This is a genomic window from Enterobacter sp. BIDMC109, from assembly GCF_001037885.1.
GTDB lineage: Bacteria > Pseudomonadota > Gammaproteobacteria > Enterobacterales > Enterobacteriaceae > Enterobacter > Enterobacter hormaechei_C.
The window spans coordinates 3,168,282-3,194,763 of record NZ_KQ090002.1; the positions used below are offsets into that span (position 1 = coordinate 3,168,282).

The 26,482-nt window shown below is 61.4% G+C and carries 23 protein-coding genes and 1 pseudogene; 10 read left to right on the forward strand and 14 right to left on the reverse strand.

Annotation, left to right across the window (positions count from 1 at the left end):
• Positions 1–104: 104 nt before the first annotated feature.
• From SK62_RS15000 to SK62_RS15015, 4 genes are all read left to right on the forward strand, one after another.
• Positions 105–1,193 (forward strand): oxidoreductase, encoded by a 1,089-nt coding sequence (locus SK62_RS15000; RefSeq protein ID WP_045348566.1) that lies wholly within the window; start codon positions 105–107, stop codon positions 1,191–1,193.
• Positions 1,194–1,250: 57 nt separating this feature from the next.
• Complete coding sequence (locus SK62_RS15005; RefSeq protein ID WP_023303273.1) at positions 1,251–1,994, forward strand: SDR family NAD(P)-dependent oxidoreductase; 744 nt, start codon at positions 1,251–1,253, stop codon at positions 1,992–1,994.
• 183 nt (positions 1,995–2,177) lie between these two features.
• The gene (locus tag SK62_RS15010) at positions 2,178–2,474 is read left to right on the forward strand and encodes a type II toxin-antitoxin system RelE family toxin (protein ID WP_023303272.1); all 297 of its coding nucleotides are present in this window, start codon (positions 2,178–2,180) and stop codon (positions 2,472–2,474) included.
• On the forward strand, positions 2,455–2,859 hold the full coding sequence (locus SK62_RS15015) for a helix-turn-helix domain-containing protein (RefSeq protein ID WP_045348567.1): 405 nt from the start codon (positions 2,455–2,457) through the stop codon (positions 2,857–2,859). Before SK62_RS15010 ends, SK62_RS15015 begins: the two co-directional genes overlap by 20 nt.
• Here SK62_RS15015 and SK62_RS15020 read toward each other — a convergent pair.
• The 7 genes and pseudogenes from SK62_RS15020 to entC all read right to left on the reverse strand — a co-directional run bounded on the left by SK62_RS15020 (position 2,856) and on the right by entC (position 10,194).
• Positions 2,856–3,053 (reverse strand): YbdD/YjiX family protein, encoded by a 198-nt coding sequence (locus SK62_RS15020; RefSeq protein ID WP_006809671.1) that lies wholly within the window; start codon positions 3,051–3,053, stop codon positions 2,856–2,858. The genes SK62_RS15015 and SK62_RS15020 overlap by 4 nt on opposite strands.
• 60 nt (positions 3,054–3,113) lie before the next feature.
• Positions 3,114–5,219 (reverse strand): pyruvate/proton symporter CstA, encoded by a 2,106-nt coding sequence (cstA, locus tag SK62_RS15025; RefSeq protein ID WP_017694336.1) that lies wholly within the window; start codon positions 5,217–5,219, stop codon positions 3,114–3,116.
• Positions 5,220–5,368: 149 nt separating this feature from the next.
• Positions 5,369–5,782: a proofreading thioesterase EntH gene (gene entH / locus SK62_RS15030; protein ID WP_015571173.1), complete on the reverse strand. Its 414-nt coding sequence runs from the start codon at positions 5,780–5,782 to the stop codon at positions 5,369–5,371.
• Positions 5,782–6,534 (reverse strand): 2,3-dihydro-2,3-dihydroxybenzoate dehydrogenase EntA, encoded by a 753-nt coding sequence (entA, locus tag SK62_RS15035; protein WP_015571174.1) that lies wholly within the window; start codon positions 6,532–6,534, stop codon positions 5,782–5,784. The genes entH and entA overlap by 1 nt, the downstream gene beginning before the upstream one ends.
• A complete protein-coding gene (locus SK62_RS15040; protein ID WP_015571175.1) occupies positions 6,534–7,388 on the reverse strand; it encodes an isochorismatase in 855 nt (284 codons plus the stop codon). The genes entA and SK62_RS15040 overlap by 1 nt, the downstream gene beginning before the upstream one ends.
• 10 nt (positions 7,389–7,398) lie before the next feature.
• Positions 7,399–9,009 (reverse strand): (2,3-dihydroxybenzoyl)adenylate synthase EntE, encoded by a 1,611-nt coding sequence (entE, locus tag SK62_RS15045; protein ID WP_017382511.1) that lies wholly within the window; start codon positions 9,007–9,009, stop codon positions 7,399–7,401.
• A 9-nt stretch (positions 9,010–9,018) separates the two neighbouring features.
• Positions 9,019–10,194 (reverse strand): annotated as a pseudogene (gene entC / locus SK62_RS15050) (isochorismate synthase EntC).
• Between the two features lie 187 nt (positions 10,195–10,381).
• On the opposite strand from entC, the gene fepB reads away from it, so the two are divergent.
• Positions 10,382–11,341, forward strand: a complete 960-nt coding sequence (gene fepB, locus SK62_RS15055; RefSeq protein ID WP_047718639.1) for a Fe2+-enterobactin ABC transporter substrate-binding protein — start codon at positions 10,382–10,384, stop codon at positions 11,339–11,341.
• A 77-nt stretch (positions 11,342–11,418) separates the two neighbouring features.
• On the opposite strand, the gene entS is transcribed toward fepB, so the two are convergent.
• On the reverse strand, positions 11,419–12,645 hold the full coding sequence (entS, locus tag SK62_RS15060) for an enterobactin transporter EntS (RefSeq protein WP_017382514.1): 1,227 nt from the start codon (positions 12,643–12,645) through the stop codon (positions 11,419–11,421).
• Between the two features lie 109 nt (positions 12,646–12,754).
• On the opposite strand from entS, the gene fepD reads away from it, so the two are divergent.
• From fepD to fepC, 3 genes are read left to right on the forward strand one after another with little or no spacing between them, the layout of a single operon-like run.
• Entirely contained in the window at positions 12,755–13,759 is a 1,005-nt protein-coding gene (fepD, locus tag SK62_RS15065) for a Fe(3+)-siderophore ABC transporter permease (protein WP_017382515.1), read from the forward strand.
• Positions 13,759–14,748: an iron-enterobactin ABC transporter permease gene (fepG, locus tag SK62_RS15070; RefSeq protein WP_072250017.1), complete on the forward strand. Its 990-nt coding sequence runs from the start codon at positions 13,759–13,761 to the stop codon at positions 14,746–14,748. Before fepD ends, fepG begins: the two co-directional genes overlap by 1 nt.
• The gene (fepC, locus tag SK62_RS15075; protein WP_047718643.1) at positions 14,745–15,545 is read left to right on the forward strand and encodes an iron-enterobactin ABC transporter ATP-binding protein; all 801 of its coding nucleotides are present in this window, start codon (positions 14,745–14,747) and stop codon (positions 15,543–15,545) included. The genes fepG and fepC overlap by 4 nt, the downstream gene beginning before the upstream one ends.
• 89 nt (positions 15,546–15,634) lie before the next feature.
• On the opposite strand, the gene entF is transcribed toward fepC, so the two are convergent.
• The 3 genes from entF to fes are packed head-to-tail and all read right to left on the reverse strand — an operon-like array spanning position 15,635 to position 20,911.
• The gene (gene entF, locus SK62_RS15080; RefSeq protein ID WP_047718644.1) at positions 15,635–19,492 is read right to left on the reverse strand and encodes an enterobactin non-ribosomal peptide synthetase EntF; all 3,858 of its coding nucleotides are present in this window, start codon (positions 19,490–19,492) and stop codon (positions 15,635–15,637) included.
• A complete protein-coding gene (locus tag SK62_RS15085; protein WP_047637526.1) occupies positions 19,489–19,701 on the reverse strand; it encodes an MbtH family protein in 213 nt (70 codons plus the stop codon). The genes entF and SK62_RS15085 overlap by 4 nt, the downstream gene beginning before the upstream one ends.
• Positions 19,702–19,711: 10 nt before the next feature.
• Entirely contained in the window at positions 19,712–20,911 is a 1,200-nt protein-coding gene (gene fes / locus SK62_RS15090) for an enterochelin esterase (protein WP_017694342.1), read from the reverse strand.
• A 146-nt stretch (positions 20,912–21,057) separates the two neighbouring features.
• Between fes and SK62_RS15095 the strand changes: the two genes are divergently transcribed.
• The gene (locus SK62_RS15095) at positions 21,058–23,307 is read left to right on the forward strand and encodes a TonB-dependent siderophore receptor (protein WP_015571183.1); all 2,250 of its coding nucleotides are present in this window, start codon (positions 21,058–21,060) and stop codon (positions 23,305–23,307) included.
• Positions 23,308–23,369: 62 nt separating this feature from the next.
• The gene (gene entD / locus SK62_RS15100; protein ID WP_047718646.1) at positions 23,370–24,059 is read left to right on the forward strand and encodes an enterobactin synthase subunit EntD; all 690 of its coding nucleotides are present in this window, start codon (positions 23,370–23,372) and stop codon (positions 24,057–24,059) included.
• Here entD and SK62_RS15105 read toward each other — a convergent pair.
• The 3 genes from SK62_RS15105 to sitB are packed head-to-tail and all read right to left on the reverse strand — an operon-like array spanning position 23,995 to position 26,482.
• Entirely contained in the window at positions 23,995–24,834 is an 840-nt protein-coding gene (locus tag SK62_RS15105) for a metal ABC transporter permease (RefSeq protein WP_023303259.1), read from the reverse strand. The genes entD and SK62_RS15105 overlap by 65 nt on opposite strands.
• Entirely contained in the window at positions 24,828–25,679 is an 852-nt protein-coding gene (gene sitC / locus SK62_RS15110) for an iron/manganese ABC transporter permease subunit SitC (protein ID WP_023296090.1), read from the reverse strand. Before sitC ends, SK62_RS15105 begins: the two co-directional genes overlap by 7 nt.
• Entirely contained in the window at positions 25,676–26,482 is an 807-nt protein-coding gene (gene sitB / locus SK62_RS15115; RefSeq protein ID WP_017694346.1) for an iron/manganese ABC transporter ATP-binding protein SitB, read from the reverse strand. The genes sitC and sitB overlap by 4 nt, the downstream gene beginning before the upstream one ends.

The window sequence follows — 26,482 nt, forward strand, 5'->3', positions numbered from 1 at the left end:
GACTGACAACGACGTAAAAGGCATAAGTTAAAGCAAAATATTATTAGCCATCCGGATGTCCAGACATAACATCGGGTTAGCGCTTGCTAAAAAAGGACAACTTCATGAGCAACACCGATATCCGCGTCGTGCCCGGCCCGGCGAACTACTTCTCTCATCCGGGAAGCCTTGCCCACCTGGATGATTTCTTTACTCCGGAACAGCTTTCCCGCGCGGTGTGGATCTACGGCGAGCGGGCAATCGAGGGCGCACGCCCTTATCTGCCGCAGAGTTTTAACGCGACGGGGGCAAAACATCTGCTGTTTAAGGGCCATTGCAGCGAGCGTGACGTCACCCATCTGGTGAACGAGTCTGGTAGTGAAACCAGCGTGGTGATTGGCGTGGGCGGCGGTGCGGTAATGGATACCGTCAAGGCCGTGGCGCGTCGTCTGGGCGTGCCGTTCGTAGGCATTCCCACTATCGCCGCCACCTGCGCGGCGTGGACCCCGCTCTCCGTCTGGTACAACGATGCCGGTCAGGCGCTACAGTTTGAGATTTTTGACGACGCCAACTTTCTGGTGCTGGTGGAGCCGCAGATCATCCTTAACGCCCCGGCGGAATATCTGCTGGCGGGCATCGGCGATACGCTGGCGAAGTGGTACGAAGCGGCGGTGCTCGCCCCTCAACCTGATAGTCTGCCGCTGACCGTGCGTCTTGGCCTGAACGGTGCGCTGGCGATCCGTGACGTGCTGCTGGAACGCAGCGAAGAGGCGCTTGCGGATCAGCAGCGCGGCGAACAGACGCAGGCGTTCCGGGACGTGGTGGATGCGATTATTGCCGGAGGCGGAATGGTCGGCGGTCTGGGTGAGCGCTATACCCGCGTGGCGGCGGCGCACGCGGTGCACAACGGCTTAACCGTGCTGCCGCAGACGGAAAAATACCTGCACGGCACCAAGGTGGCCTACGGCATTCTGGTGCAGAGCGCCCTGCTCGGTCAGGACGACGTGCTGGCGCAGCTGGTGGCGGCGTACCAGCGCTTCAATCTGCCGACCACGCTTCGCGAGCTGGACGTCGATATTCACAACCGCGACGAGCTGGATAAGGTCATTGCCCACACCCTGCGCCCGGTGGAGTCGATTCATCTTCTGCCGGTTACGTTAACGCCTGAGGTTCTGCGCGCCGCGTTTGAGAAGGTGGAATCCTTCAGCCGTTAATCGCGCCGACGGACTATACCTAATGATGATTCTCTCCACTCTCGTAACGAGGTCATCATGCAGATCGATTTAACAGGTAAAAAGGCGCTGGTTACCGGCGCCAGTCGTGGGCTGGGTCGGGCGATTGCGCTGTCGCTGGCACGCGCCGGTGCCGATGTGGTTATCACCTACGAAAAATCCGTCGATAAAGCCCAGCAGGTTGTCGATGAGATCAACGCGCTGGGGCGACACGGCGAGGCGATTCAGGCCGACAGCGCCAGCGCGCAGGCGATTCAGGATGCGGTCACGCAGGCGGCGCGCTCCCTCGGCGGGCTGGATATTCTGGTCAATAACGCCGGGATTGCGCGCGGCGGCCCGCTGGAGTCCATGACCCTGGCGGACATCGACGCTCTGATGAACGTCAACATCCGCGGCGTGGTGATCGCCATTCAGGAAGCGCTGGTGCACATGTCTGACGGCGGTCGCATCATCAACATCGGTAGCTGTCTGGCGAACCGCGTGGCACAGCCGGGGATCGCCGTCTACTCGATGACCAAGTCTGCCCTTAATTCCCTCACCCGAGGTCTGGCCCGCGATTTAGGCCCGCGCGGCATTACCGTCAACCTGGTGCACCCCGGCCCGACCAACAGCGATATGAACCCGGAAGACGGCGAACAGGCTGACTCTCAGCGTCAGCTTATTGCCCTGGGCCATTACGGCCAGCCGGAGGATATCGCAGCGGCGGTCACCTTCCTCGCCAGCCCGGCTGCGGGGCAAATTTCCGGCACCGGTCTGGATGTCGACGGCGGTCTGAACGCCTGATCGCAAATTTACTGTATGCCTCTGTCGCCCGGCAGAGGCCTGTTCGAGCCGCCTCGACGATTCGCGTTTTGCCGCTTTCTCGCGGTTTTTCTCCGCTCTACAGTACCCCATAAGAAATTCGGAATTTATCTAATAGTCTTATTATTTCCTTATAATTTGTGTGGGCGTACAGTGGAGGTACGGATGAAGATTGTCTGGTCAAAGAATGCAAAGAAAGAGTTTTCCAAAATCGATGGCCGATATCAGCGAAGAATCAAAGCAAAACTTGCTGAGCTGGACGATCGCTCAGCTCCCCGGCCCGATATCAAAAAAATATCGGCAACAGAAAATCATTTCCGGCTACGCGTTGGCGATTACCGCATTCTGATTACACTTCGGGACGATCCCGATAACCATTGTTATGTTTTGGCCGTCAAGCGCAGAACATCAACGACCTACCTTCACGAGGAGAAAGCCCCCTATGGCTGTTCAGCTAATTAAGGACGATGACGGAAAAGCGCAGTACGTCGTTATTCCCTATGATGAATACTTTCGTATGTGCTTACAGATGGCAGAAATTGACGACGAAACCGATGATGATCTAGAGGATATTGAAGTCGAACACGATTGTTATGATGACGTAGGATTACCTGGTGAAGTATGCGACATCATGCATAACGAGAACGTCAGCCTACAGGCCGCCTGGCGCATTTTACGCGGCATGTCCCAGCAGGAGGTGGCGGAGAAGCTTGGCATCAGCCAGTCCGCCGTGTCACAGCTGGAAGCGCTGGACTCCCGACCGCAAAAGCGCACCCGCGAAAAGCTGGCGGCAATTTACGGCTGTAAACAGGAGCAGATCAGCCTCTATTTACCAAAAGAGGGTTAACAGCACTTCGCCCCGCCCTTGCCGCCGTAGCGGGCGTCCTGACGGTCGCGGAAAAATTCTTCGTAGGTCATGGGCGTCTGGTCCGGGTGGTTGACGCGCATATGCTCGACGTAGTTGTCGTAATCCGGCACGCCAATCATCATTTTAGCGGCCTGGCCCAGGTATTTACCTGCTTTGGAAAGGGTGTCGAACATAGTTCTGATCTCACAGGAAATGTAGGCCGGGTAAGGCGAAGCCGCCACCCGGCACACGGGTTAATGCGCCCCTTTCGCCTGGGTGACAATCTCGTCCAGGTTCTCAGGCATTGGCTCATACGGCGTCTCTTTCGCCGTCGGTGTGTCGACTTTCAGCGCCGCCAGCGCGGTTTTCAGAGAATACAACGCCAGCACCACAACCACCACCATAAAGAAGATGGTCAGCCCGGCGTCCAGACGGTTGTTAAACACCAGCTGCGACAGCTGCGACTCGGTGTACTGCGCCGGGATCTTACCGCTGTCGATCATCGCCTGGAACTTGTTGGCGATCGCCAGGAAGCCCACCTTGTTGTCCGGGCTGAAGGCTTTCTGCCAGCCCGCGGTCAGGGTACAGATCAGCAGCCACGCCGTTGGCACCAGCGCCACCCATGCGTAACGCTGGCGCTTCATCTTGAACAGGACTACGGCACAGAGCATCAGGGCCATGCCCGCCAGCATCTGGTTGGCGATACCGAACAGCGGCCACAGGGTGTTAATCCCGCCGAGCGGATCGACCACGCCCTGATGCAGGAAGTAGCCCCACGCCAGCACGCACAGCGCCGTCGCCAGCAGGTTAGCCGGGAGTGAATCGGTACGCTTCAGGTTCGGGGAGATCACCCCCAGCAGATCCTGCAACATAAAGCGCGCCGCACGCGTACCGGCATCCACCGCCGTCAGAATAAACAGCGCCTCGAACAGAATGGCGAAGTGATACCAGAACGAGACATCCATCAGCCCGCCCAGCGCGCCGTGCAGAATGTAGGCCATGCCCACCGCCAGCGTTGGCGCCCCGCCTGCGCGGGAGATAATTGACTGCTCGCCGACCTCATTAGCGATATGCGTCAACGTTTCAGGGGTAATCGCAAAGCCCCAGCCGCTGACCACCTGCGCGGCAGAGGCAACCACGTCAACGGTGCCGGCCGGGGCCAGTACCGCCATTGGGCTGTTCATCGCAAAGTAAACGCCCGGGTCAATAATACAGGCCGAAACCAGCGCCATAATCGCCACGAAGGATTCCATCAGCATGCCGCCGTAGCCAATCAGGCAGGCCTGATTTTCATTCGCCAGCATCTTCGGCGTGGTTCCGGAGGCGATCAGCGCGTGGAAGCCCGACACCGCGCCGCAGGCGATGGTGATAAACAGGAACGGGAACAGGTTGCCGGTCCAGACCGGGCCGGTGCCGTCAATAAATTTGGTCAGCGCAGGCATGGTCAGGGTCGGGCGCATAATCAGAATGCCGATCGCCAGCCCGACGATGGTGCCGATTTTCAGGAAGGTGGAGAGGTAGTCACGCGGGGCCAGCAGCAGCCATACCGGCAGCACCGCCGCCACGAAGCCATAGCCCACCAGCATCCAGGTCAGTTGCACGCCGGTGAAGTCGAAGAACGGCGCCCAGGTCGGGCTTTCCGCTACCCAGCCGCCGGAGATAATGGCAAACACCAGGAACACCAGGCCAATAACTGAAACTTCACCAATGCGCCCCGGACGCAGATAGCGGATATAGATCCCCATAAACAGCGCCAGCGGAATGGTGAAGGCGACGGTATAGGTTCCCCACGGGCTGTGGGTCAAGGCTTTCACCACGATCATCGCCAGCACCGCGAGGATGATCACCATGATCATAAAGGTCGCCACCAGCGCAATCACCCCGGCGGTTGCGCCCATCTCCTCTTTCACCAGCTCACCCAGCGAACGACCGTCGCGGCGGGTGGAGACGAACAGCACCATGAAGTCCTGCACCGCGCCCGCCAGCACCACCCCCGCGAGGATCCAGATCATCCCTGGCAGGTAGCCCATCTGCGCGGCCAGTACCGGCCCCACCAGCGGGCCTGCCCCGGCAATCGCCGCGAAATGGTGACCGAACAGCACTTTTTTATCGGTCGGCACGTAGTCCAGACCGTCGTTATGACGCACGGCCGGCGTCATGCGCGTGCCGTCTACGCCCAGTACCGTCTTAGCGATATAGCGGCCATAAAAACGGTATGCGATCAGATAAATGCAGACGGAGGCGACGACGATCCACAGCGCGTTGATCTGCTCCCCCCGGTTGAGGGCGATATAGCCCAGGGCAAAGGCTCCCACCACGGAGAGCACCGCCCACGTAAGGTATTTCCCTGAGTTGTTCATAGTTGTTGTCCGTTGTTGTGAAACAGTGAGATGTTACATTTTGTTTCTAGAACAACGGATAAAATTTAACAACTTTGAAACGCAATAATGCGTGGTCAAACCAGAGATTTACACCACAGTGTTAAGCCGATCACTTTCAGCTGAATGACTTACCCCAACACCATCGTACTCAACCGACAGGTACAGCACCGCCGCCCCTGCTCGTCGAACACCACGATCTCCCAGCTCTGGCTGGAACGGCCCAGATGCAGCGGCTGACACACGCCGCGTACCTTACCGTGAGAGACCGCGCGGTGGTGCGTGGCATTCAGTTCCGTGCCCACCACGTTCTGCCCGTCACGGGTCATCAGAAAACCGGCCATTGAGCCCAGCGTTTCCGCCAGCGCCGCCGAGGCGCCGCCATGCAGCAGGCCAAACGGCTGGTGGGTGCGGGCATCCACCGGCATCTCCGCTTCCAGCGTATCGTCCCCGAGGCGGGTATAGACGATGCCAAGGTGCCCCACCATCGTATTCAGGCTGGTGGCGTTCAGCTCCTCGAGCGTTAAATGACGTTTCCAGATCATTACGCCCCCAGCGTGGAGCCGCCGTCCACCACGATATCCTGCAAGGTGATATGGCTGGCGGCATCGGATGCCAGGAACAGCACGGTCGCAGCAATCTCCTGTGGACGGGCAATTTTACCGAGCGGAATGCCGAGCTTGAACTGCTCGCCAAAGCCGCGAATGCGCCGCTGTTCCGCATCATCGCTGGTCCACAGGGTGCGCTGCATGTCGGTATCCGTTGAACCCGGCGACACCAGGTTACAGCGTACGCCGCTGCCCGCCAGTTCCAGCCCGACGGTCAGCGCCAGGCTTTTCAGCGCCGCTTTCGACGCGCCGTAGGCGCTCATGCCGATGCGCGGCGTGTGCGCCGCGTCAGAGGCCACCGTCACAATCGCCCCCCCCTGCTGATGACGGAACTGGCCCATCGTCTGCTGGAACAGGTTGAACGCGCCGCCGACGTTGACCGCAAAGGTCTGCTGCCAGTCCTCCTGCGAGAGCTGATCCGTCGCGCCCATACGCAGAATGCCCGCCGCGTTAACCAGCACATCGAGCCGCTCAAGGCTGCTGAGCAAACGCCCGCAGACGTCACTCGCCTGCGCCGCATCCGCCACGTCCAGCGTTTCGGTGGCAAACGGATATTCGCCGTGAGGGAAAGCCAGATCGAACCCGGTCACCTGCGCCCCGGCCTCCACAAATGCCAGCGCGGTCGCATAACCAATGCCCTTACCCGCGCCCGTCACCCAGACCGTTTTACCGGTGAAATCAAAAGCCATCACTTCACCTCGCGGGAGAGCAGCGCCCACCAGGCATCGAGGGTCGGATTTTTTGCCAGCATCACGAAATCAATGTCGCCGTGCACTTTGCGCCAGCGGGCGGCCAGCGCCATCATCCTCACTGAATCCAGACCGTAGTCGATCAGGTTTTCGTCATCCATCGGCTCGTCGGACTCGTCCAGCAGCGGCAGGATCAGCTCACGCAGAGCGGCTTTCGTTGTCGGAACGGACGGCAGCAGTTCGTCGGTCATCACCACGCGGCCCGAACGTCCTGCCACGTATTTCAGCGACATCAGGTGCTCGTCGCGGGTGAAATCCGCCAGCGCGTCGGCGATAAAGAACGGTTTGATGTCGCGCATAAAGGCGTCGGTGGCGGTGGTCATGCAGCCGATGTGGGCGTACACGCCGGTGATCAAAAGCTGGTTGCGCCCGGTCTCTTTAAGCATCTGCTCCAGCGGCGAGCGGTGAAACGCGCTGTAGCGCCACTTCACCAGCACGGTGTCCGCTTCGTCCGGGGTCAGCTCAGCGACGATGCGCTGCTGCTCCGGCGAGCGAGTCAGGCCCGGCCCCCACATATCGTTCAGCAGGGCGCGGTCTTCGTCGCTCTGATCTTTCGGCTGCGCGGTGTAGTACACCGGAATATTGTGCTCTTTGCAGTACGCGCGCAGTTTAGCGATGTTCGCCACTACCTGCTGCATCATGTCGCTATTTTCGCCCCAGAAGTTCAGGAAGTACTCCTGCATATCGTGGATCAGCAGCGCGGCGCGCTCCGGTTCAAACGCCCAGTTCACTTTACTGGTCGGCAGTTCGGCGGCGGTTGGCAGCGCGTATGCGGTTAATTTTGGAATGGCCATTCTCTGTTCCTCAGCCCCGGGCGCGTTCAGCAAGCCACAGGCGCAACTGTTTCTTATCAACTTTGCCGACCGGCGTGAGCGGAAGCGCATCCACGCTCTCCACGCGGTCCGGCAGCTTAAATTCGGCGACGCCCTGCTCGCGCAGGAAGCGGCGCACCTCCACCGCGCGCAGGGGCTGTTTCACCACCAGGTACGCGCAGCTTTTTTCGCCCAGCAGGCTGTCCTCCATGCTCACCAGCGCGGCGTGGATCACCGCGTCGTGGCGCAGCAGCAGGTTTTCGATCTCTTCGGCGGCGATCTTCTCGCCACCGCGGTTGATCTGATCTTTCTCGCGCCCCTGCACGGTGATGTAACCTTGCTCATCGATGGCGATCAGATCGCCCGAGCAGTAGAAACCGTTGGCATCAAAGGCGCTGGCGTTGTGTTCCGGGCTATTGAAATAGCCGCGGAAGGTGTAAGGGCCGCGCGTCATCAGACGCCCGACTTCCCCGCGCGGCAGCGGGTTGCCGTCCTCGTCCGCCACCCACACTTCATCGTCCGGGCACATCGGGCGGCCCTGGGTATTGATGATGCGCTCCGGCGCATCGTCGAGGGCGGTGTAGTTCACCAGCCCTTCCGCCATGCCAAACACCTGCTGAAGCTGGCAGCCAATTTCCGCCGGAATACGTGCCGCAAGCGTGGCGGAGAGACGTGCGCCGCCTACCTGGAGCAGTTCGAGGGATTTCAGCTGGGCGTTCCCCGCGCCGTCGGCAATCGCCTGCAACCACAGGCTGACCGCGGGCGGCACCAGTGAGGTGACGTTTATCTGATGCTGCTCAATCAGCGGGAAGCAGAGCGTGGCGCTCGGATCGTTAGCCAGCACCACGCAGCCGCCCGCCGTGAAAACGCCTAACGATCCCGGCGAGCTCATGGCGTAGTTATGCGCCGCAGGAAGCGCGTTCAGATAGCGGGTGTGCGCAGTGATACCGCAGATTTCGTTGCTGCGGCGAATGCTGTAGTCGTAGTCGTTGTGCGTACGCGGGATCAGCTTCGGCGTGCCGGTGCTGCCGCCGGAGAGCTGGAAGAACGCCACTTCGTCGGCGGGCGTCGGGTTCGGGATGAAATTGTCCGCCGGGCGTGCAATCGCCGCCTCCAGCGCGTGTTCGCCCTTATCGCCGCGTAGCAGCACAACGCGTACCGAGCGATGCGCATCCACAAAGGTATTGAGAAAATCATCACCCGCGAACAGCGTGTGGTCGCGGTCGGCAATCAGCACGGCGGGTTTGATCTGCTCCGCGTAGGCGTTGAGTTCGCTGCGCTGATGGCTAAAGAGCGCGTTGACCGGTGCGACGCCGATTTGCAGCAGCGCGAAGAAGGTGATGTAGAACTCGGCCACGTTGCCGAGCTGCACCAGCGCTGTCTCGCCGCGATGCAGCCCCTGCGCCTGAAGGACAGACGCCAGATTCGTCACCGCCTGATTAAACGCGCGGTAGGTGATGCGGCGATCGCCGTCAATTATCGCGACCGCATCGTTGTCCGCATGGTCCGTCAGGATGTGGGTCAGCGGCAGATCCTGCCAGTAGCCTTTTTCACGGTAGCGGCGGGCAAAATCCTCAGGCCAGCGGGTAAAAGGGATGGTCATGAGTATTCCTTAGTGCAAACCAAACACGTTGAGCATGGTGGAGAGCTTCACGCCCGTCTCGCGCCACTCGCCCACCGGGGAGGAAGCAGGCACAATGCCCGCGCCGGCAAACAGGCGAACGGTATTTTGATGCAGCCGCGCGCAGCGGATAGTTACCACCCACTCGCCGTTACCTTCGCTGTCGCACCAGCCGACGATGCCGCCGAACAGCTCACGATCGAACGGCTCCAGCTCGGCAATCAGCTCTTTTGCCGCCTGATGCGGGAAGCCGCTTAGCGCTGGCGTCGGGTGCAGCAGACAGGCCAGCGTCAGGGCGTTCTCGTTTTCACGCGCGTCACCTTCTACCGGCGTCGCCAGATGCCACAGCGTCGGGGTGGTGATGAGCTACGGGGAAGCCGGCATGGTCAGATGATGGCTGCGCGGTTCCAGAATGGTTTTCATCGCCTGCGTTACCAGGTCGTGCTCGTGACGGTCTTTTTCGGAGGCCAGCAGCTTAGTGCCCGCTTCGCGATCCAGCACATCGTCCGGCTGACGGCGCGCAGAGCCCGCCAGCGGCAGCGAGCTAAAGTGCGCGCCCTCTTTACGCAGCAGCAGTTCCGGGCTGGCGCCCAGCAGCACGCCGCCGTCTTCCAGCGGTACGTGGAAGTTAAAGCTCGCCGGGTTCTGGGCGATAAGACGCTCCATCAGCGCGCTGCTATCAATCTGTTTGTCGGTGGCGATATCAATCAGGCGCGACAGTACCACCTTATTCACCTGCGGCGTGGCGGTGAGCGACGCGGCGCGGGCGACCATCTCCTCGAAAACCGGCTGCGGCGGGATCTCGGTGCGTTGTTGCACGTTCAGCGTCTGCGCGCCGGAGGCGTAGCGTGCGGACTGCTGACGCGCCGGGCGGGAGAAGGTTTGCCAGCGTTGCGGAATAAACAGCGATGACAGTTTGCGGGTATCGAAGGGGATCGCCCCTACCATCACCGGATGGGCAATGCCGCTATTTTTCGCATTCTGGAAAGCCTGAGCTAATTTCTGCTGAAAGGGGCCCGCCGGATCGTCACCGCCGACGGCGGGTTCAGAAAAACGGGCAAAACAGCCTGACGTGGTAAAACTGCGATAGGGCGACATAAAGAAAAAGCTGTCTGATTGCAGCGTGGTCGCGGTGTGCTGAAGGTCCTCAGCCAATGACGTATCCATATCATCCTCCTAAAATGATAAAAGCAGTAATAATGATTATCATTTATATTTTCGTCGGCTAACCTAATCCCACATCGCCCTGGTGTCAACCGCAGAGCAAACAACTTGTGCGACTAACGCTTGCATCCCTTCCCCGCAATCATGAAAATGAGAAGCATTAACTTCAACAAAAACAGGATGCCGCTCTGTGAAACTCCCTGCCGTTTGCCGTAATGCCTTTCTTTTAACAGGACTTTTTGTTTTAGGACTAACCTCAGCGACGGCCGCCGACTGGCCGCGTCAGGTCACAGACAGCCGCGGCGTTCATACGCTTGAGAGCAAACCGACGCGCATTGTCTCCACCAGCGTGACCCTAACCGGCTCCCTGCTGGCCATTGACGCCCCGGTTATTGCCAGCGGAGCCACCACGCCAAACAACCGCGTGGCGGATGCACAGGGCTTTTTACGTCAGTGGGGCGATATCGCGAAACAGCGTAAGGTTGCCCGGCTGTACATCGGCGAGCCGAGCGCCGAAGCGGTCGCGGCCCAGATGCCGGACCTGATTTTGATCAGCGCCACCGGCGGGGATTCCGCGCTGGCACTCTACGATCAGCTTTCCGCCATAGCCCCGACGCTTATCATTAACTACGACGACAAAAGCTGGCAGGAACTGCTGACCCAGCTGGGGACGATCACCGGGCAGGAAACACAGGCCGCAGAGCGCATCGCTGCCTTCGATGAACAGCTCGCCCAGGTGAAGCAGCAGATGAAGCTGCCGCCGCAGCCGGTGAACGCCATCGTCTACACCGCCGCGGCGCACACGGCGAACCTGTGGACGACAGACTCGGCTCAGGGCAAGCTGCTGCACCAGCTGGGCTTCACGCTGGCAGCGTTACCTGATGGATTGCACACCTCGCAAAGCCAGGGCAAGCGTCACGACATTATTCAGCTGGGCGGGGAAAACCTGGCGACGGGGCTGAACGGCGAAGGGCTGTTCGTGTTTGCCGGCGACCAGAAAGACGTGGACGCGATTTACGCCAATCCGCTGCTGGCGCATCTGCCGTCGGTCAAGAACAAGCGTGTCTGGGCGCTGGGAACGGAGACGTTCCGCCTGGATTATTACAGCGCGTTGTTGGTGTTGCAGCGTTTGAATTCAATTTTTAAATAAGTGGCACGTTTCCCTTAGGCCCGGTAAGCGCAGCGCCACCGGGCGTTTTGTCGGGTGGCGGCTACGCCTTACCCGACCTACAGGTTCTGCCTGAACCGACGCAACTCCACCAAAACCGCCAATAAAATTACGCCAACCACGGCTAACACAAACCCGCTGCTGCTCGCCGACGCCACCGGGGTCATTATCGCCCCCAGCCCGCCGAGGATCGCTGCGCCAATCGCATCGCCCGTGACGTTCTGCGCCGTCCACAGGCCGTTAATGCGCCCGAGCATCCCTTCCGGCGTCTGGGTCTGGATCAGGGTGTACTGTAAAAGAGAGCTGACCGCGCTCAGCCAGCCAAAAATCACCAGACACATCACCCCCAGCGCCCACACCGGCATCAGGCTGAAGAAACCAATCGCGATAAACGAGGCCAGCGTCGCCACCAGCATGATTAACCCCGGTCTCGCGCTCTGCGCCAGGTTTCCGCTGGTCAGCGCCCCGCACGCGGCGCCGAGCGGAATGGCGGCGTACAGCACGCCAATCTCTGAGGCGCTCATCTGCCACTCGCCCGCCAGCGCCGGGTACAACACGCGTACGGCGCTCGCCATCGTCAGCAGGCCGCCGAGCAGCGCAATGCCGCCAATCAGCGGGTTGCTGAACAGAAAACGAATCGCGGCCATCAGGGACTTCAGCGGATGCTCGCGCGGCTGCGGCGGCGGTGGCAGGAGCGGCAGACGCAGCAGCGTCAGTGTGGTGATAAAGGTTCCCGCCGCGGCAAGGCCGTAGTTCCACGCCACGTTGCCGGTCGCCAGCAGCAGGCCGCCGACCATCGGCGAAATCACCGATCCCAGACGCACGGTGAGCATGGTGATCGCCCCCGCCTGCATCAGGTTCTCGCGCCCGACCAGCGCGGGCGTGGCCGCCAGCAGCGCCGTCACGCCTAACGAGGCAAAAAAGCCGTCCCACAGGCCCAGGGCATAAATCGCCATCAGCGACGGCTCCGGCAGCATTGCGTTCAGACACAGCCCGACAAAGCCCACCCCGCAGGTGCCGCGCGCCAGCAGGATCAGTTTTTTACGCTCGTAGCGGTCCGCCAGCACGCCGCCCACCATCAGGCCGATAAACATCGCCCCGCCGGTTAAGGTGACGGATAACCCCACCAGCCAGCTGGAGTGGGTCATGGTCTGGATCTGTACCGGCACGGCGACCCCGAGCAGGCCGAGGGATAAAATGGAGATAAAGCGGGCGATAAAAACCGCTCGAAACGCCGGGTGCGTTTTCAGCAGGCTGAGGTTGAGCAGCCAGGATTTTTGATTCATGACAAGGCCTTGAGGTATCGGTCTACCATTTCCATGGGCGCACATGCTAACATAGCCAAATAAGATAGATAACGATAATTACTATCATTATCACATCATGGACGTTGCTATGTCGTTTTCCTCTTCCGCGGTGCGCGCCGTAGCCGTGCCCGTTTTATTGCTGCTGTTGATCCTTGCGATTGCACTCAGTTTGCTGGTTGGCGCGAAGCCGCTGCCCGCGTCCGTTATTGTCGATGCGCTCTCCGGTACCTGCCAGAGCGCCGACTGCATTATCGTGCTCGACGCCCGCCTGCCCCGCACCCTTGCCGGCCTGCTGGCCGGTGGCGCACTCGGGCTTGCCGGTGCCCTGATGCAAACCCTCACCCGCAACCCGCTGGCGGACCCTGGCATTCTCGGCGTGAACTCTGGTGCCAGTTTCGCCATTGTGCTCGGCGCGGCGCTGTTTGGTTTCACCTCTCCGTCTGAACAGCTGGTGATGGCCTTCTGCGGCGCGCTGGCCGCCTCGCTGGTGGTGGCCTTTACCGGCAGCCAGGGCGGCGGACAGCTCAGCCCGGTACGTCTGACACTGGCGGGCGTGGCGCTCGCGGCGGTGCTGGAAGGCTTATCGAACGGCATCGCCCTGCTCAACCCGGACGTGTATGACCAGCTGCGCTTCTGGCAGGCCGGTTCGCTGGATATCCGTACCCTTGATACCCTGAAAGTGGTGGCATTCCCGGTGTTTATCTCTGCCGCCGTAGCGCTGTGTTTAAGCCGGGCGCTCAACAGCCTGAGCCTCGGCAGCGACACCGCGACCGCCCTCGGCAACCGCGTGGCGCGCACGCAGCTGACGGGCCTGCTTGTCATCACCGTGCTGTGCGGCAGCGCGACCGCCGTCGTCGGGCCGATTGCCTTCATCGGCCTGATGATGCCGCACATGGCGCGCTGGCTGGTGGGGGCGGATCACCGCTGGTCGCTGCCGGTCACGCTGCTGGCGACCCCTGCCCTGCTGCTGTTTGCCGACGTACTGGGCCGCCTGCTGGTGCCGGGTGAATTGCGCGTCTCGGTGGTCAGCGCCTTTATCGGCGCGCCGGTGCTGATCTTCCTGGTACGACGCAGACGCGGGGGTGGCGCATGATGGCCCCGTCCCGTAGATTACTCACCAGCGTCGTCCTGCTGGTCGTCGCCAGTCTGCTGCTGGCGGTCTGGAGCCTGCAAAGCGGTGCCGTAACGCTTGATTTCGCGCAGGTCTTTCACGCTCTCACCGGCAGCGCGCCGCGTAACATCACCATGGTGGTCACCGAATGGCGACTTCCGCGCGTGGCGATGGCGATCCTGGTTGGCGCGGCGCTTGGCGTCAGCGGCGCAATATTCCAGTCGCTGATGCGTAACCCCCTCGGCAGCCCGGACGTGATGGGCCTGAATACCGGCGCGTGGAGCGGCGTGCTGGTGGCGATGGTGCTGTTCGGGCAGCATCTCATGGCCATTACCTTTACGGCGATGGCGGGCGGCATTCTCACCTCCCTGCTTATCTGGGCCCTGGCCTGGCGCAACGGCATCGACACCTTCCGCCTGATCATCATCGGGATCGGCATCCGCGCGATGCTGATGGCGTTTAACACCTGGCTTCTGCTACAGGCGTCGCTGGAAACCGCACTCTCCGCCGGGCTGTGGTACGCCGGTTCCCTCAACGGTCTGACGTGGGGAAAAACCTGGCCCGCCGCGCCGCTGATTATCCTGATGTTTATTGGCGCGTTGCTGCTGGTCAGGCGCATGCGCCTGCTGGAGATGGGCGACGACAGCGCCTGCGCGCTGGGCGTGAGAGTAGAGCGCTCGCGCCTGATGCTGATGCTGGTGGCGGTCTTGCTGACCGCAGCGTCTACCGCCATCGCCGGGCCGATCTCGTTTATTGCCCTTGTCGCGCCGCATATCGCGCGGCGACTTAGCGGCACCGCGCGCTGGGGATTAACCCAGGCAGCGCTGTGCGGCGCAGTATTACTGCTGGCCGCCGATCTCTGCGCTCAGCGGCTGTTTACGCCTTATCAACTGCCGGTGGGCGTGGTGACCGTCAGCCTCGGCGGGATTTACCTCATCGTCTTGCTCGTTCAGGAGTCACGCAAGAAATGACAGATTCAACACCCCGCTTGCGCGGCGAAAACTTGACCCTCGGCTACGGTAAAAAAATCATTGCCCGGGACTTATCCGTTGCCATTCCGGACGGCCACTTCACCGCCATTATCGGGCCAAACGGCTGCGGCAAATCGACATTGCTGCGCACGCTGAGCCGCCTGATGTCGCCGGTTGAGGGTAGCGTGTTCCTCGACGGGGAGCAGATCCAGCGCTTCGCCAGCAAAGAGGTGGCGCGCCGAATTGGGCTGCTGGCGCAAAACGCCACCACGCCGGGGGATATTACCGTGCAGGAGCTGGTCTCCCGCGGGCGCTATCCGCACCAGCCGCTGTTTACCCGCTGGCGTAAAGAGGATGACGAGGCGGTGAACCGAGCGATGCAGGCGACGGGTATTACCGATCTGGCCCAGCAGAGCGTGGACACCCTTTCCGGCGGACAGCGCCAGCGCGCGTGGATTGCGATGGTGCTGGCGCAGGAGACCTCCATCATGCTGCTGGACGAGCCGACGACCTGGCTCGACATCAGCCATCAGATTGACCTGCTGGAGCTGCTGAGCGAACTGAACCGTACGCAGGGGTACACCCTGGCGGCAGTGCTGCACGACTTAAACCAGGCGTGCCGCTACGCGACGCATCTGATTGCGCTGCGCGACGGCGAGATTGTGGCGCAGGGCGCGCCGAAAGAGATTGTGACGCCGGATCTGATCGCGCGGATCTACGGCATGCGCTGCATGATTATTGAGGATCCGGTGGCGGGTACGCCGTTGGTGGTGCCGTTGGGCAAGCGTGCGGTCTGATGCCCTCACCCCGGCCCTCTCCCACAGGGAGAGGGAGCAAACCATCCCCTCTCCCCGTGGGAGAGGGTTAGGGTGAGGGGCTTTAAACGTTACCCCAAAATTTCCTTCAGTACCGGCCCAATCTTTTCAAACGCCTGCGGTGAAATGATATCCACGTGGGCGCAGTCCTGGCTGTACACCTCCTGCTCACCCACCCACGGTGCCCACGCGGCCTGCGGATCCAGGGTTCGCGTTCGCTCGGCGACAAACAGCGTCGCTTTACCGTCAAACCGCGCGCTGTGCGCCGTGGTGAGCAGCCGCACCGCGTCCGCATAGTTGCCTTCAATGGCGTTAAACAACTCGCTGGAGCCCTGCCCCTGCTGGGCAGCGATAAACGCCTGGCGTTCGCGCTCAATTTCCGCCAGCACCTCCGGATCGAGGCCGTTGGCCTCTTTCTCCGCCCAGTTCTGGGTTTCCGGCGGCCAGGTATCCAGCAGGCCGAGGAACGCTACGTCTTCACCCTGCTCGCGCAGACGCGCCGCAATGCCCTGCGCCAGCGTGCCGCCGAGGGAATAGCCGAACAGATAATACGGCCCCTGCGGCTGTTGCTTACGCAACGTGTTCAGATGATGTTCGATCACCGCATCAAGATCCGCACACTGCTGCATCGGCCCCTCAGGCCGGGGAGACTGAATGCCGACGATTGACCAGCGCGGGCTGAGGTAGCGCGCCAGGACGCTAAACTGCCATGCAAAGCCGGACGCCGGATGGAAGCAGAACAGCGTGGGGCCGTTGCTTTCACGCAGCGGGAGAACGGTTTCATACCCCAGACGCTGCGCCTGCTCGTCGCTCATCTGCGAGTCCAGCAGGGCGCTAAGCTTGCTCACCGTCGAGGCGACCATAATCTGCCCCGGCGTGACCTTGCGGCTGAACGCACGGCTGAGCTGAGCCGCAAGGCGCATCGCCAGCAGCGAGTGGCCGCCGAGGGCAAAGAAATCGGCCTCGATATCGTTCACCGCGCAGCCCAGCAGGGCAGAAAACGCCTGCGCCACGGTGACTTCAGTTTGCGTCTCGGGCGCGCGACCGGAAGTTTTGCTGGTCAGCTCCGGCAGCGGCAGCGCCTTGCGATCCAGTTTGCCGTTGGCGCTTAACGGCAGCGCGCTGATTTGCAGCAGCACCACCGGCACCATATGCGGCGGCAGCTGGGCTTTGAGTGATGCAAGCAGCGCGTCGCGATCCAGCGGTAAGCCGGATTCAGAGACAACGTATCCCACCAGCTGGCGGGCATCGCCGCCCGTAGCAGCCGCCTGGTTGAACACGCAGGCGTGCGCCACCGCCTGGGCCACATCCGGCAGCGCGAGCATCGCCCGGTCGATTTCGCCCAGCTCGATGCGCTGGCCGCGGATTTTCAGCTGATCGTCGCTGCGGCCCAGATATTCCACCGCGCCGTTGTCCAGCCAGCGGGCAACGTCCCCGGTGCGGTACATTCGCTCGCCGGGGGCAAACGGATCGGCGATAAAGCGGCTGGCGGTAAGGTCGGGGCGTCCCAGATACCCCTGCGCCAGCTGGATGCCGGTGAGATAGAGATCCCCCGCCACGCCGAACGGCACCGGGCGCATCATCGCGTCCAGAATGCGCAGCCCCGTATTCCACACCGGGAAGCCAATTGGCACGCTGTTGCCCTCCACCGCCGCCAGCTCGGGGCCAAACGCCGGATACCAGCTGACGTCCACCGCCGCTTCGGTCGGGCCATAGAGGTTGTGCAGCGGCGCATGGGTGAGCTGTTCCCACTCGCGACACAGCGCAGTCGGCAACGCCTCGCCGCTACAGAACACCTGCTTCAGCGTCCTGCAACAGTCGACGTTTTCCGGCGTCAGCGAGGCGACGAACGCCGCCAGCATCGACGGCACGAAGTGGGTGGTGGTCACGCCGTACTGCGCGAAGAAACTCTGCATTGCCTGCGGATCGCGGTGCGCGTCCGGCTCGGCCATCACCAGCTTCGCCCCGGCGATAAACGGCCACCAGAACTCCCACACCGACACGTCAAAGCTGCACGGCGTTTTCTGCGCCACCACGTCATGCGCCGCCAGTGGATAATGATCCTGCATCCACTTCAGGCGGTTAACGATGGCGGTATGGCCGACCATCACCCCTTTTGGACGCCCCGTCGAACCGGAGGTAAATATGATGTACGCGGTCTGCTCCGGCTTCGCCAGTCGCAGAGGTTCAGCATCGGTGGCCGGTAATAGTGTGTTGTAACTAAAGGTGGCGATCGGCAGATCGTTAAAGCGCGGAAGCTGCTCGTCGGTGGTAATGAGCAGCGACGGCTTCGCGTCCTCCAGCATCATCCGCAGACGGTCATCCGGGTAACCGGTATCCAGCGGCAGCCAGGCGGCGCCTGCTTCAACAATCCCGTGCAGCGCCAGGGTCAGGAACACCGAGCGCGGGAGCGCCACCGCCACGCTGTCGCCCGGCTTCACGCCGCGCGCGCGCAGCAGGTTTGCCAGCGCGACCACCTGCTCGCGCAGCTGGCGGTAGTTCAGTTCAGTATGGGCATCCGCCAGCGCGGGGGCGTCCGGCGTTTTGCTCGCCTGCTCCGCCACAAGATCCGCCAGCGTGGTGGACGGCAGCGCCAGCCCGGTATCGTTGATGCGCGCCAGCCGGGCGTATTCCTGCTCTGATACAGTTTCCACGTCGCCACAGCGCAGGTCCGGATTGGCGGCAAACTGCGTCAGCATTGCGTTCAGGCGCGCCGCGTGCCCCTTCAGCGTCGCCTCGTCGTAACGCTGCCCGTTGGCGAGGATCTCAATGCTCAGTCCGCCCTGCTCGTCCGGGAACAGCGCCAGCTCCAGATCGTTCACCGGGCCGGTTGCCAGCGTGTGGGTAATGGCCTCCACGCCGTTGATATTCAGCTGATAATCGAACACCTTGACGTTCAGCACCGGACCAAAAAGGGCTTCGTCGCCTGCGGCACGTCCGCTGTCGCGCACGATCTGCTCGGCGTCGTAACGCTGATGGCGGCGCATCTTTTTCAGCTGGTTCGCCAGGCGCAGCGCCAGTTCCGGCAGGCTCTCCTGCGGGCGAATATTCACCGCCAGCGGCAGGACGTTGAGCACCGGTCCGGTCGCGGTCAGCGCGGCGGAGCCCATGCGGCGCATAAAGATAAACCCGGCGGCGTAGTCCAGCCGTCCGGTCAGGCGGCCCAGCCACAGCGCCACCAGCGCAAGGGCCAGATCGGTACGCTGCGCCTGGCCTGCCTTCTGTGCAAGCTGGCTGAACGCACGGCCGTCCATCGCAATTTTCAGGCGCAGGATATCGGTGGTGGCGGCGCGTCCCGGCAGCGGCGCGGAAGAGAGCGAGACCGGAGAAGGAAGCTGTTTGCGTTGTTCGGCCCAGAAAGCACCGTCGCGCTGATACGCCTCGCTGTCGCGATAGCGCTGATACTCCTCCACCACCTCGGCGAACGGGGTGAACGGCGAGGCCGGCGTGGATTCACCTTTCTGCCACGCAGCGTAAATGGCGGCGATCTGACGGGTAATAGCAGGGAAGCTGAAGCCATCTACCACCAGATGATGATACCGCTGATACCAGTACCAGTGGCTTTCTCCCACCTGGATCAGCTGGTGAAACGCCAGCGGCTGACCGCTGTCGACGCGCAGGTTCTGGTTGAGATCGGCCTCCATCAGCGCCACGGCGGCGTCGTGGGAGTCAACGCGCACGATGGACGGCTCCGGCAGGAGCATGGCCTCATCGATCCACTGCCACACCTCACCGTTATCTTCGGCAAAACGCATCCGCAGGGTGTCGGCCTGCATCATGCCTTCAGCGATGGCTTTTGCCAGCAATGGCGCATCGATAGCGCCTTTCAGCTCGGTGTAGTGCGCGACGCTCCAGGCGTTTGGCAGGGAGGAAAGCTGCTCTGCCATCCAGATCCCCGGCTGGGCGGCGACAAGAGGGAGACGGTTCATGCGCGCTCCCCCGCAAAACATGACGGCTCAAGCGTCTGCCACTGTTCCACCAGCCACTGCTGGCACGCCTCCTGAGATTGCGGTTCGCAGACCACGCGCCAGCCCGCGGGCAACTCGCACTGCTGCGGCCACAGGCTGTACTGCCCCTGGTCATTTTGCAAAATGGCGAACTGTCCCTGCGGATTATCGAAAGGATTGCTGAATTCCATACAGACTCCGTTATTGAATAAGCGGCTGCCAGAGGGTCATCAGCCCCTGCGTCAGCCCACCGCGCCAGCAAAGCGCATCGTGTCCGCCGTCAACCTGACGCCAGAAAACCGGTTGCTGAGTGTGTAGTTCGGCGAGGATCGCCTGGTTTGCGCGCAAAATAAGCGGCTCGTTGCGCCCGGCCTCAAGGACGATGCGCAGCCCGCGAGCGGTTTTGTCACCCGCTTTGAGTTGTTCGATGAGCAGCCCGTCCTGCTGCGCGCCGCGGTGCGGCCACCAGTAGGATCCGGACTGGCTGAGGATGCAGCCAAAACGCTGCGGCCAGTTGAGGCCCGCATAGAGGGAAGAGAGCCCGCCGAAGCTCTGACCCGCCACCACGGTATGGTCGGCGCGGTCGCTGAACGGGGCCATGCTTTTCACCTGCGGGAGAAGTTCGTCCTGCACCGCCAGCCAGAAATCAGGGTTACACGGCAGCTCGCGGCTGCGGTGTGCGGTGTCAATCACGTCGATTAAGACATAGACCGCAGGCGGCAGTTTGCCTTCAAGGGTGAGCGACGCCAGCGCAGGCCAGACGGGCATGCTTTCGGCCCAGAACTGCCCGTCGAGCAGCACCGCCAGCGGGCGCTCGGGGCTTTCATCCCCGGTGGTAAAAATCCACACGCGGCGACGGTTCTTCAGACGCGCGCTGTGCCACTCAATGCAGACAGGCTTTTTGTAAGGGGTATCGGGATGGTTCCAGCCGGGCTGTACGGGCGCCTCCGGCATCTCCAGCGCCGAGACTGCGTGCCCGCGCCCGCCGCGCCAGCTCTGGGCGTTCAGCGGGTCGGACACCGCGTGCGGCAACAGTTTGCGCCAGCCTTCGCGCAGCGCCATGCGGTCCGGCTGATCGCCTTCAAACACTGCGCTGGCAAAATCGTTTTCATTGTCGGAGGGGATAAAACAGTAGCTGCCGCGCCATTCGGGGCTGAACTCGCCCTGCCACTGCCAGACGTCGGTATCCGGGATACGTTCAAGGGACTGCGGACGGGCATTTTGATGGTGATCGGTCACACCGGTGACGTAGAGCCAGACGCGTTTAACCGTCGACGTTTTCTGCGTTCCCGCCGGGTCCCGCCACCAGAATGTCACGCGATAGTTTTCCTGATGACGTTCCCGTTCCGGCCCGTCTTTCGCCTGCCACCACGCTTCACTTCCGGTTGTTAACGCCGTCACCCTTATAACCCCATGTTTAACAGTCTTCTTTGTTTCAGAGCAAATTTTATTGATAATATTATTGATAACTATTTGCATTTGCAATAGCGTAATGCCCGCGCTGTGGGAAGCGCGCTCATTAAATAACCATAAAAGCGGGACGTACAATGAATAAGAAGATTCACTCTCTGGCCTTGCTGGTCAATTTAGGGATTTATGGTGTCGCGCTGCCCGTCATGGCAGACGACAACACCGCCTCCGCGCAGCATGAAGACACCATGGTGATCACCGCCGCCGAGCAGAATTTGCAGGCGCCGGGCGTGTCGACCATCACCGCCGACGAGATCCGCAAAAACCCGCCCGCGCGCGACGTGGCGGAAATCATCCGCACCATGCCGGGCGTTAACCTGACCGGCAACTCCACCAGCGGCCAGCGCGGGAACAACCGTCAGATTGACATTCGCGGCATGGGCCCGGAAAACACCCTGATCCTGATCGACGGCAAGCCGGTCACCAGCCGCAACTCCATCCGTCTGGGCTGGCGCGGCGAGCGTGATACCCGCGGCGATACCGGCTGGGTCCCGCCGGAGATGATCGAGCGCATCGAAGTGATCCGTGGCCCGGCTGCTGCCCGCTACGGTAACGGTGCGGCGGGCGGCGTGGTGAACATCATCACCAAAAAATTTGACGACCAGTGGCACGGCTCCTGGAACACCTACCTGAATGCGCCAGAGCATAAAGACGAAGGTTCCACCAAACGCACTAACTTCAGCCTGAGCGGCCCGCTGGGCGGGGATTTCAGCTTCCGCATGTACGGTAACCTGGATAAAACCCAGGCCGACGCCTGGGACATTAACCAGGGCCATCAGTCTGACCGTACCGGCGCATATGCCGACACGCTGCCGGCAGGCCGTGAAGGGGTCGAGAATAAAGACATCAACGGCGTGGTGCGCTGGGACTTTGCGCCTATGCAGTCCCTGGAGTTTGAGGCGGGATACAGCCGCCAGAACAACCTTTACGCGGGCGATACCCAGAATACCAACAACGACAACAGCTCCAGCGGGCTGGTGAAGAAGAACTACGGTAAAGAGACTAACCGTATCTATCGTCAGAACTTCGCCGTGACCTGGAACGGCGGCTGGGATAACGGCATTACCACCAGCAACTGGGCGCAGTACGAGCACACCCGCAACTCACGTCTGGGCGAAGGCCTGGCGGGCGGTCTGGAAGGCCTGTTCAACAGCAATAAATTCACCGATACCGACCTGGCCGACGTGATGCTGCACAGCGAAATCAACCTGCCGATTGATTTCATTGTGAACCAGAACCTGACGCTCGGCACCGAGTGGAACCAGCAGCGCATGAAGGACTCGACCTCCTTCACGCAAACCCAGCAGGGCGGCACCATTCCGGGCATGAGCGAAGACCGTAGCCCGTACACTTCAGCGGAGATCTTCTCCCTGTTTGCCGAAAACAACATGGAGCTGACCGACAGCACCATGCTGACCCCTGCCCTGCGCTTCGACCACCACACCATTGTGGGTAATAACTGGAGCCCGTCCCTGAACCTGTCGCAGGGTCTGGGGGATGACTTCACCCTGAAGATGGGCATCGCGCGCGCCTATAAAGCGCCAAGCCTGTACCAGACCAACCCGAACTACCTGCTGTACAGTAAAGGCCAGGGCTGCTACGCCAGTTCCGACGGCGTGGGCTGCTACATGATGGGTAACGACGATCTGAAAGCGGAGACCAGCATCAACAAAGAGATTGGTCTGGAGTGGAAACGCGATGGCTGGCTGGCGGGTGTGACCTGGTTCCGCAACGACTACCGCAACAAGATTGAAGCGGGCTACGCGCCGATTGGCCAGACGTCCACCGGCAAAGTCACCACCGATATCTACCAGTGGGAAAACGTGCCGAAGGCGGTAGTAGAAGGTCTGGAAGGCTCCCTGAACGTGCCGGTCAGCGACACCATCAACTGGACCAACAACATCACCTACATGCTGCAAAGCAAGAACAAGGAGACCGGCGATCGTCTGTCGATCATCCCGGAGTATACGCTGAACTCTACCCTGAGCTGGCAGGTACGTCAGGATGTCTCATTGCAGTCGACCTTCACCTGGTATGGCAAGCAGCAGCCGAAGAAGTACAACTACAAAGGTCAGCCGGTGACCGGGTCTGAGAAAGACGAAGTCAGCCCGTACAGCATCGTTGGCCTGAGTGCGACCTGGGACGTGACCAAAAACGTCAGCCTGACCGGCGGCGTGGACAACGTCTTCGACAAGCGCCAGTGGCGTGCGGGTAACGCCCAGACCACGGGTAATACCACCACCGGCGCGTATATGTACGGTGCGGGCGCGTATACGTATAATGAACCGGGCCGTACCTGGTATATGAGCGTGAATACGCGTTTTTAAGGCACTGAAGTCAATCCTTCCCTCTCCCCTCTGGGGAGAGGGTCAGGGTGAGGGGAAAAACCATGCACACCACCCACAGCACATTTTCTCTCGCCGGCCACACCCTCCACCGCATCACTTTCGACCCCGCCACCTTTACCGACGCCGATCTCCTCTGGCTCCCCCATCACGCGCAGCTTGCTGACGCCGGACGCAAACGCAAGGCCGACCACCTGGCAGGCCGCATCGCCGCCGCGCACGCCTTACCTGACCACACCATGCCCGCCATTGGCCCCAGCGGGGAACCGCTCTGGCCGCAAGGTATTTCCGGCAGCATCACCCACAGCGGCACGCAGGCGATAGCCGTCGTCACGCAATACCCGGCGCTTATCGGCATCGATTGTGAAACGATCCTCTTCGAAAACGAAGCCAGGGAAATCAAAGACGGCATTATTGATACGCAGGAAGAACCTGTGCTTTTCCGCCTGGGATACCCGTTCGCCCTCGCCCTGACGCTGGCGTTCAGCGCCAAAGAGAGCCTGTTCAAGGCCCTCTTTCCACAGGTGCAGGCTTACATGGGTTTTGACAGCGCCCGCGTAACGGTGCTCGACGCACAGACGATTACGCTGGCATTGACCCGTCAACTGGCAGGCTTTGAAGAAGGCACCGCCTTCCGCCTGCACTGGCAGCAGCACGGCGAACAGGTCATCACCCTGCTGTCACACGCTCCTGGCGACGAGCCTTCACGCTGGTCACCACAAACGTCACGATAAACACCATCGCGAACAGGACCACAATGGTCGGCGCAGGCGCGCTGTCGAGATAAAACGAGGCATAAACGCCGCTTACCGACACCAGCGCTGAAACGGCGACCGCCACCAGCAGTGCCATGTGAAAGCGTCGGGTAATCAGCACCGCCACGGCGCCGGGCGCAATCAGCAGGGAAATCGACAGAATGATCCCCACCGCTTTCAGCGTCGCAACGATGGTCAGCGAAACCATGCACAGTAAGCCGTAGTGCAGCCAGCGGGTGCGCAGGCCACTCGCCTGCGCCTGCTGATAGTCAAAGCAGAACAGCAGAAAATCGCGCCACTTCAGGCCAATCACCAGCGCAATCAGCCCCGCGACGAGACCGCTTTGCAGAATGTCCATCCCGTTAATACCCAGCATATCGCCGAACAGAATGTGGTCGAGATGCACCTCAGGTTTGACGGCGATATAGAGGATCAGCCCGGCGCCGAACATGCCGGAAAAGACGATCCCCATGACCGTATCCTGTTTGATGCGGCTGTTATCCTTCAGATATCCGGTGGCGACCGCGCAGAAAAGACCGGCTACGAACGCGCCCAGCGCCAGCGGCAGGCCCATCATCCAGGCCAGCACGACGCCGGGAAACACCGCGTGGCTCATGGCGTCGCCCATCAGCGCCCAGCCTTTCAGCACCAGAAAAACCGACAGCAGCGCGCAGGGCACGGCCACCATGAGTGAAATCAGCAGCGCGTTGTTCATAAACGCAAACTGGAACGGTTCGAGAAGCAGCGTCAACATGGGTGTGCCTCCCGCGCCCGACGGCGGCTGGCAAGCAGTCCGTGCTTCGGCGCAAAGACGAACGCCATCAGGAACAGCAGCGTCTGGGCGACCACGATAATGCCGCCGGTGGCGCCGTCCAGGTAATAGCTGGCCCACGCGCCGAGGAAGCTGGTGATGCTGCCAATGGCGACCGCAATCATCAGCAGGCGCGGGAAGCGGTCGGTCAGCAGCCACGCGGTCGCGCCGGGCGTGACCACCAGACAGATCACCAGAAATGCGCCGACGGTTTGCAGCGCCGCCACGGTAGAGACCGCCAGCAGCGTGAAGAAGAGAATTTTCAGGCGTTCAGGACGCAGGCCGATGGCGCGGGCGTGGTTCTCATCAAAAAAGGTCACCATCAGATCTTTCCATTTGAACAGCAGGATAACTATCGACACCACGCCGATAATCGCCAGCTGGACGATATCTTCCGGGGCGATAGCCAGAATATTGCCGAGGACGATGGTCTGAATGTTCACCGAGGTCGGGTTGAGCGAGACCATAAACAGCCCCAGCCCGAAAAACGAGGAGAAGATCAGCCCGATAATGGCGTCCTCCTTCAGGCGGCTGCGCTGGTTGAGAAACAGCATGCTGCCCGCCGCCAGCCCGCCCGATAAAAACGCCCCCAGCGAGAACGGCAGCCCGAGCATGTAGGCCCCCGCTACGCCCGGCACGATGGAGTGCGACAGCGCATCGCCGATCAGCGACCAGCCTTTGAGCATCAGATAGCAGGAGAGAAACGCGCACAGCCCGCCCACCATCGCCGAGACCCACATCGCGTTGAGCATGTACTCGTAGCCGAAGGGTTCGAGAAGCACGTTCATTTGGCCTCCTGACGGTGCGTGACGAAGGGGCGTTCGTCGTCGGTAATAATGCGATCTTCCGAGCCGCTGAGCACCACGTGGCGCAGCACGCCGCTAAAGGCGCGCTCGAGATTCTCGGCGGTAAAGGTGGTTTCCGTCGGGCCGCTCGCCAGCACGGTGCCTTTGACCATCACCGTGTAATCGCAGAATTCCGTGACCGAGCCCAGGTTATGGGTCGAGACCAGCATCGTTTTGCCCTCGTCGCGCAGCTCCCGCAGCAGGCTGATGATCCTGGCTTCGGTTTTGACGTCCACGCCGGTAAACGGCTCGTCGAGCAGGATCACCTCGCCCTGCTGGGCAATCGCCCGCGCCAGAAACACGCGCTTCTTCTGCCCGCCGGACAGCTCGCCAATCTGCCGATGGCGCAGCTCGAGCATATCTACACGCTTCAGGGCGTCGGTGACGATCTGCTTATCGCATTCTTTGGGACGACGCAGAAACCCCATATGCCCGTAGCGGCCCATCATCACCACGTCCTCGACGAGCACCGGAAACGACCAGTCGACCTCTTCCGACTGCGGCACGTAGGCGACCAGGTTCTGACGCAGCGCCCGGTGAGGCGGCAACCCCAGAATGGAGATAGTGCCGCTCGCCGCCCGCACAAAGCCCATCACCGCCTTGAACAGCGTGGATTTGCCGGAACCGTTTACGCCAACCAGGGCGGCAATCGATCCGCCCGGCACGCTGAACGACGCGTCGCGCAGCGCCGTGTGGCCGTTGCGGTAGGTCACGGTGACGTCTGAGACAACAATCCCATCGTGCAT

Coding starts and splice junctions, on each gene's coding strand:
- SK62_RS15000 (WP_045348566.1), top strand. CDS start 105: ATGAGCAACACCGATATCCGCGTCGTGCCCGGCCCGGCGAACTACTTC.
- SK62_RS15005 (WP_023303273.1), top strand. CDS start 1,251: ATGCAGATCGATTTAACAGGTAAAAAGGCGCTGGTTACCGGCGCCAGT.
- SK62_RS15010 (WP_023303272.1), top strand. CDS start 2,178: ATGAAGATTGTCTGGTCAAAGAATGCAAAGAAAGAGTTTTCCAAAATC.
- SK62_RS15015 (WP_045348567.1), top strand. CDS start 2,455: ATGGCTGTTCAGCTAATTAAGGACGATGACGGAAAAGCGCAGTACGTC.
- SK62_RS15020 (WP_006809671.1), bottom strand. CDS start 3,053: ATGTTCGACACCCTTTCCAAAGCAGGTAAATACCTGGGCCAGGCCGCT.
- cstA (WP_017694336.1), bottom strand. CDS start 5,219: ATGAACAACTCAGGGAAATACCTTACGTGGGCGGTGCTCTCCGTGGTG.
- entH (WP_015571173.1), bottom strand. CDS start 5,782: ATGATCTGGAAACGTCATTTAACGCTCGAGGAGCTGAACGCCACCAGC.
- entA (WP_015571174.1), bottom strand. CDS start 6,534: ATGGCTTTTGATTTCACCGGTAAAACGGTCTGGGTGACGGGCGCGGGT.
- SK62_RS15040 (WP_015571175.1), bottom strand. CDS start 7,388: ATGGCCATTCCAAAATTAACCGCATACGCGCTGCCAACCGCCGCCGAA.
- entE (WP_017382511.1), bottom strand. CDS start 9,009: ATGACCATCCCTTTTACCCGCTGGCCTGAGGATTTTGCCCGCCGCTAC.
- entS (WP_017382514.1), bottom strand. CDS start 12,645: ATGAATCAAAAATCCTGGCTGCTCAACCTCAGCCTGCTGAAAACGCAC.
- fepD (WP_017382515.1), top strand. CDS start 12,755: ATGTCGTTTTCCTCTTCCGCGGTGCGCGCCGTAGCCGTGCCCGTTTTA.
- fepG (WP_072250017.1), top strand. CDS start 13,759: ATGGCCCCGTCCCGTAGATTACTCACCAGCGTCGTCCTGCTGGTCGTC.
- fepC (WP_047718643.1), top strand. CDS start 14,745: ATGACAGATTCAACACCCCGCTTGCGCGGCGAAAACTTGACCCTCGGC.
- entF (WP_047718644.1), bottom strand. CDS start 19,492: ATGAACCGTCTCCCTCTTGTCGCCGCCCAGCCGGGGATCTGGATGGCA.
- SK62_RS15085 (WP_047637526.1), bottom strand. CDS start 19,701: ATGGAATTCAGCAATCCTTTCGATAATCCGCAGGGACAGTTCGCCATT.
- SK62_RS15095 (WP_015571183.1), top strand. CDS start 21,058: ATGAATAAGAAGATTCACTCTCTGGCCTTGCTGGTCAATTTAGGGATT.
- entD (WP_047718646.1), top strand. CDS start 23,370: ATGCACACCACCCACAGCACATTTTCTCTCGCCGGCCACACCCTCCAC.
- SK62_RS15105 (WP_023303259.1), bottom strand. CDS start 24,834: ATGTTGACGCTGCTTCTCGAACCGTTCCAGTTTGCGTTTATGAACAAC.
- sitC (WP_023296090.1), bottom strand. CDS start 25,679: ATGAACGTGCTTCTCGAACCCTTCGGCTACGAGTACATGCTCAACGCG.
- sitB (WP_017694346.1), bottom strand. CDS start 26,482: ATGCACGATGGGATTGTTGTCTCAGACGTCACCGTGACCTACCGCAAC.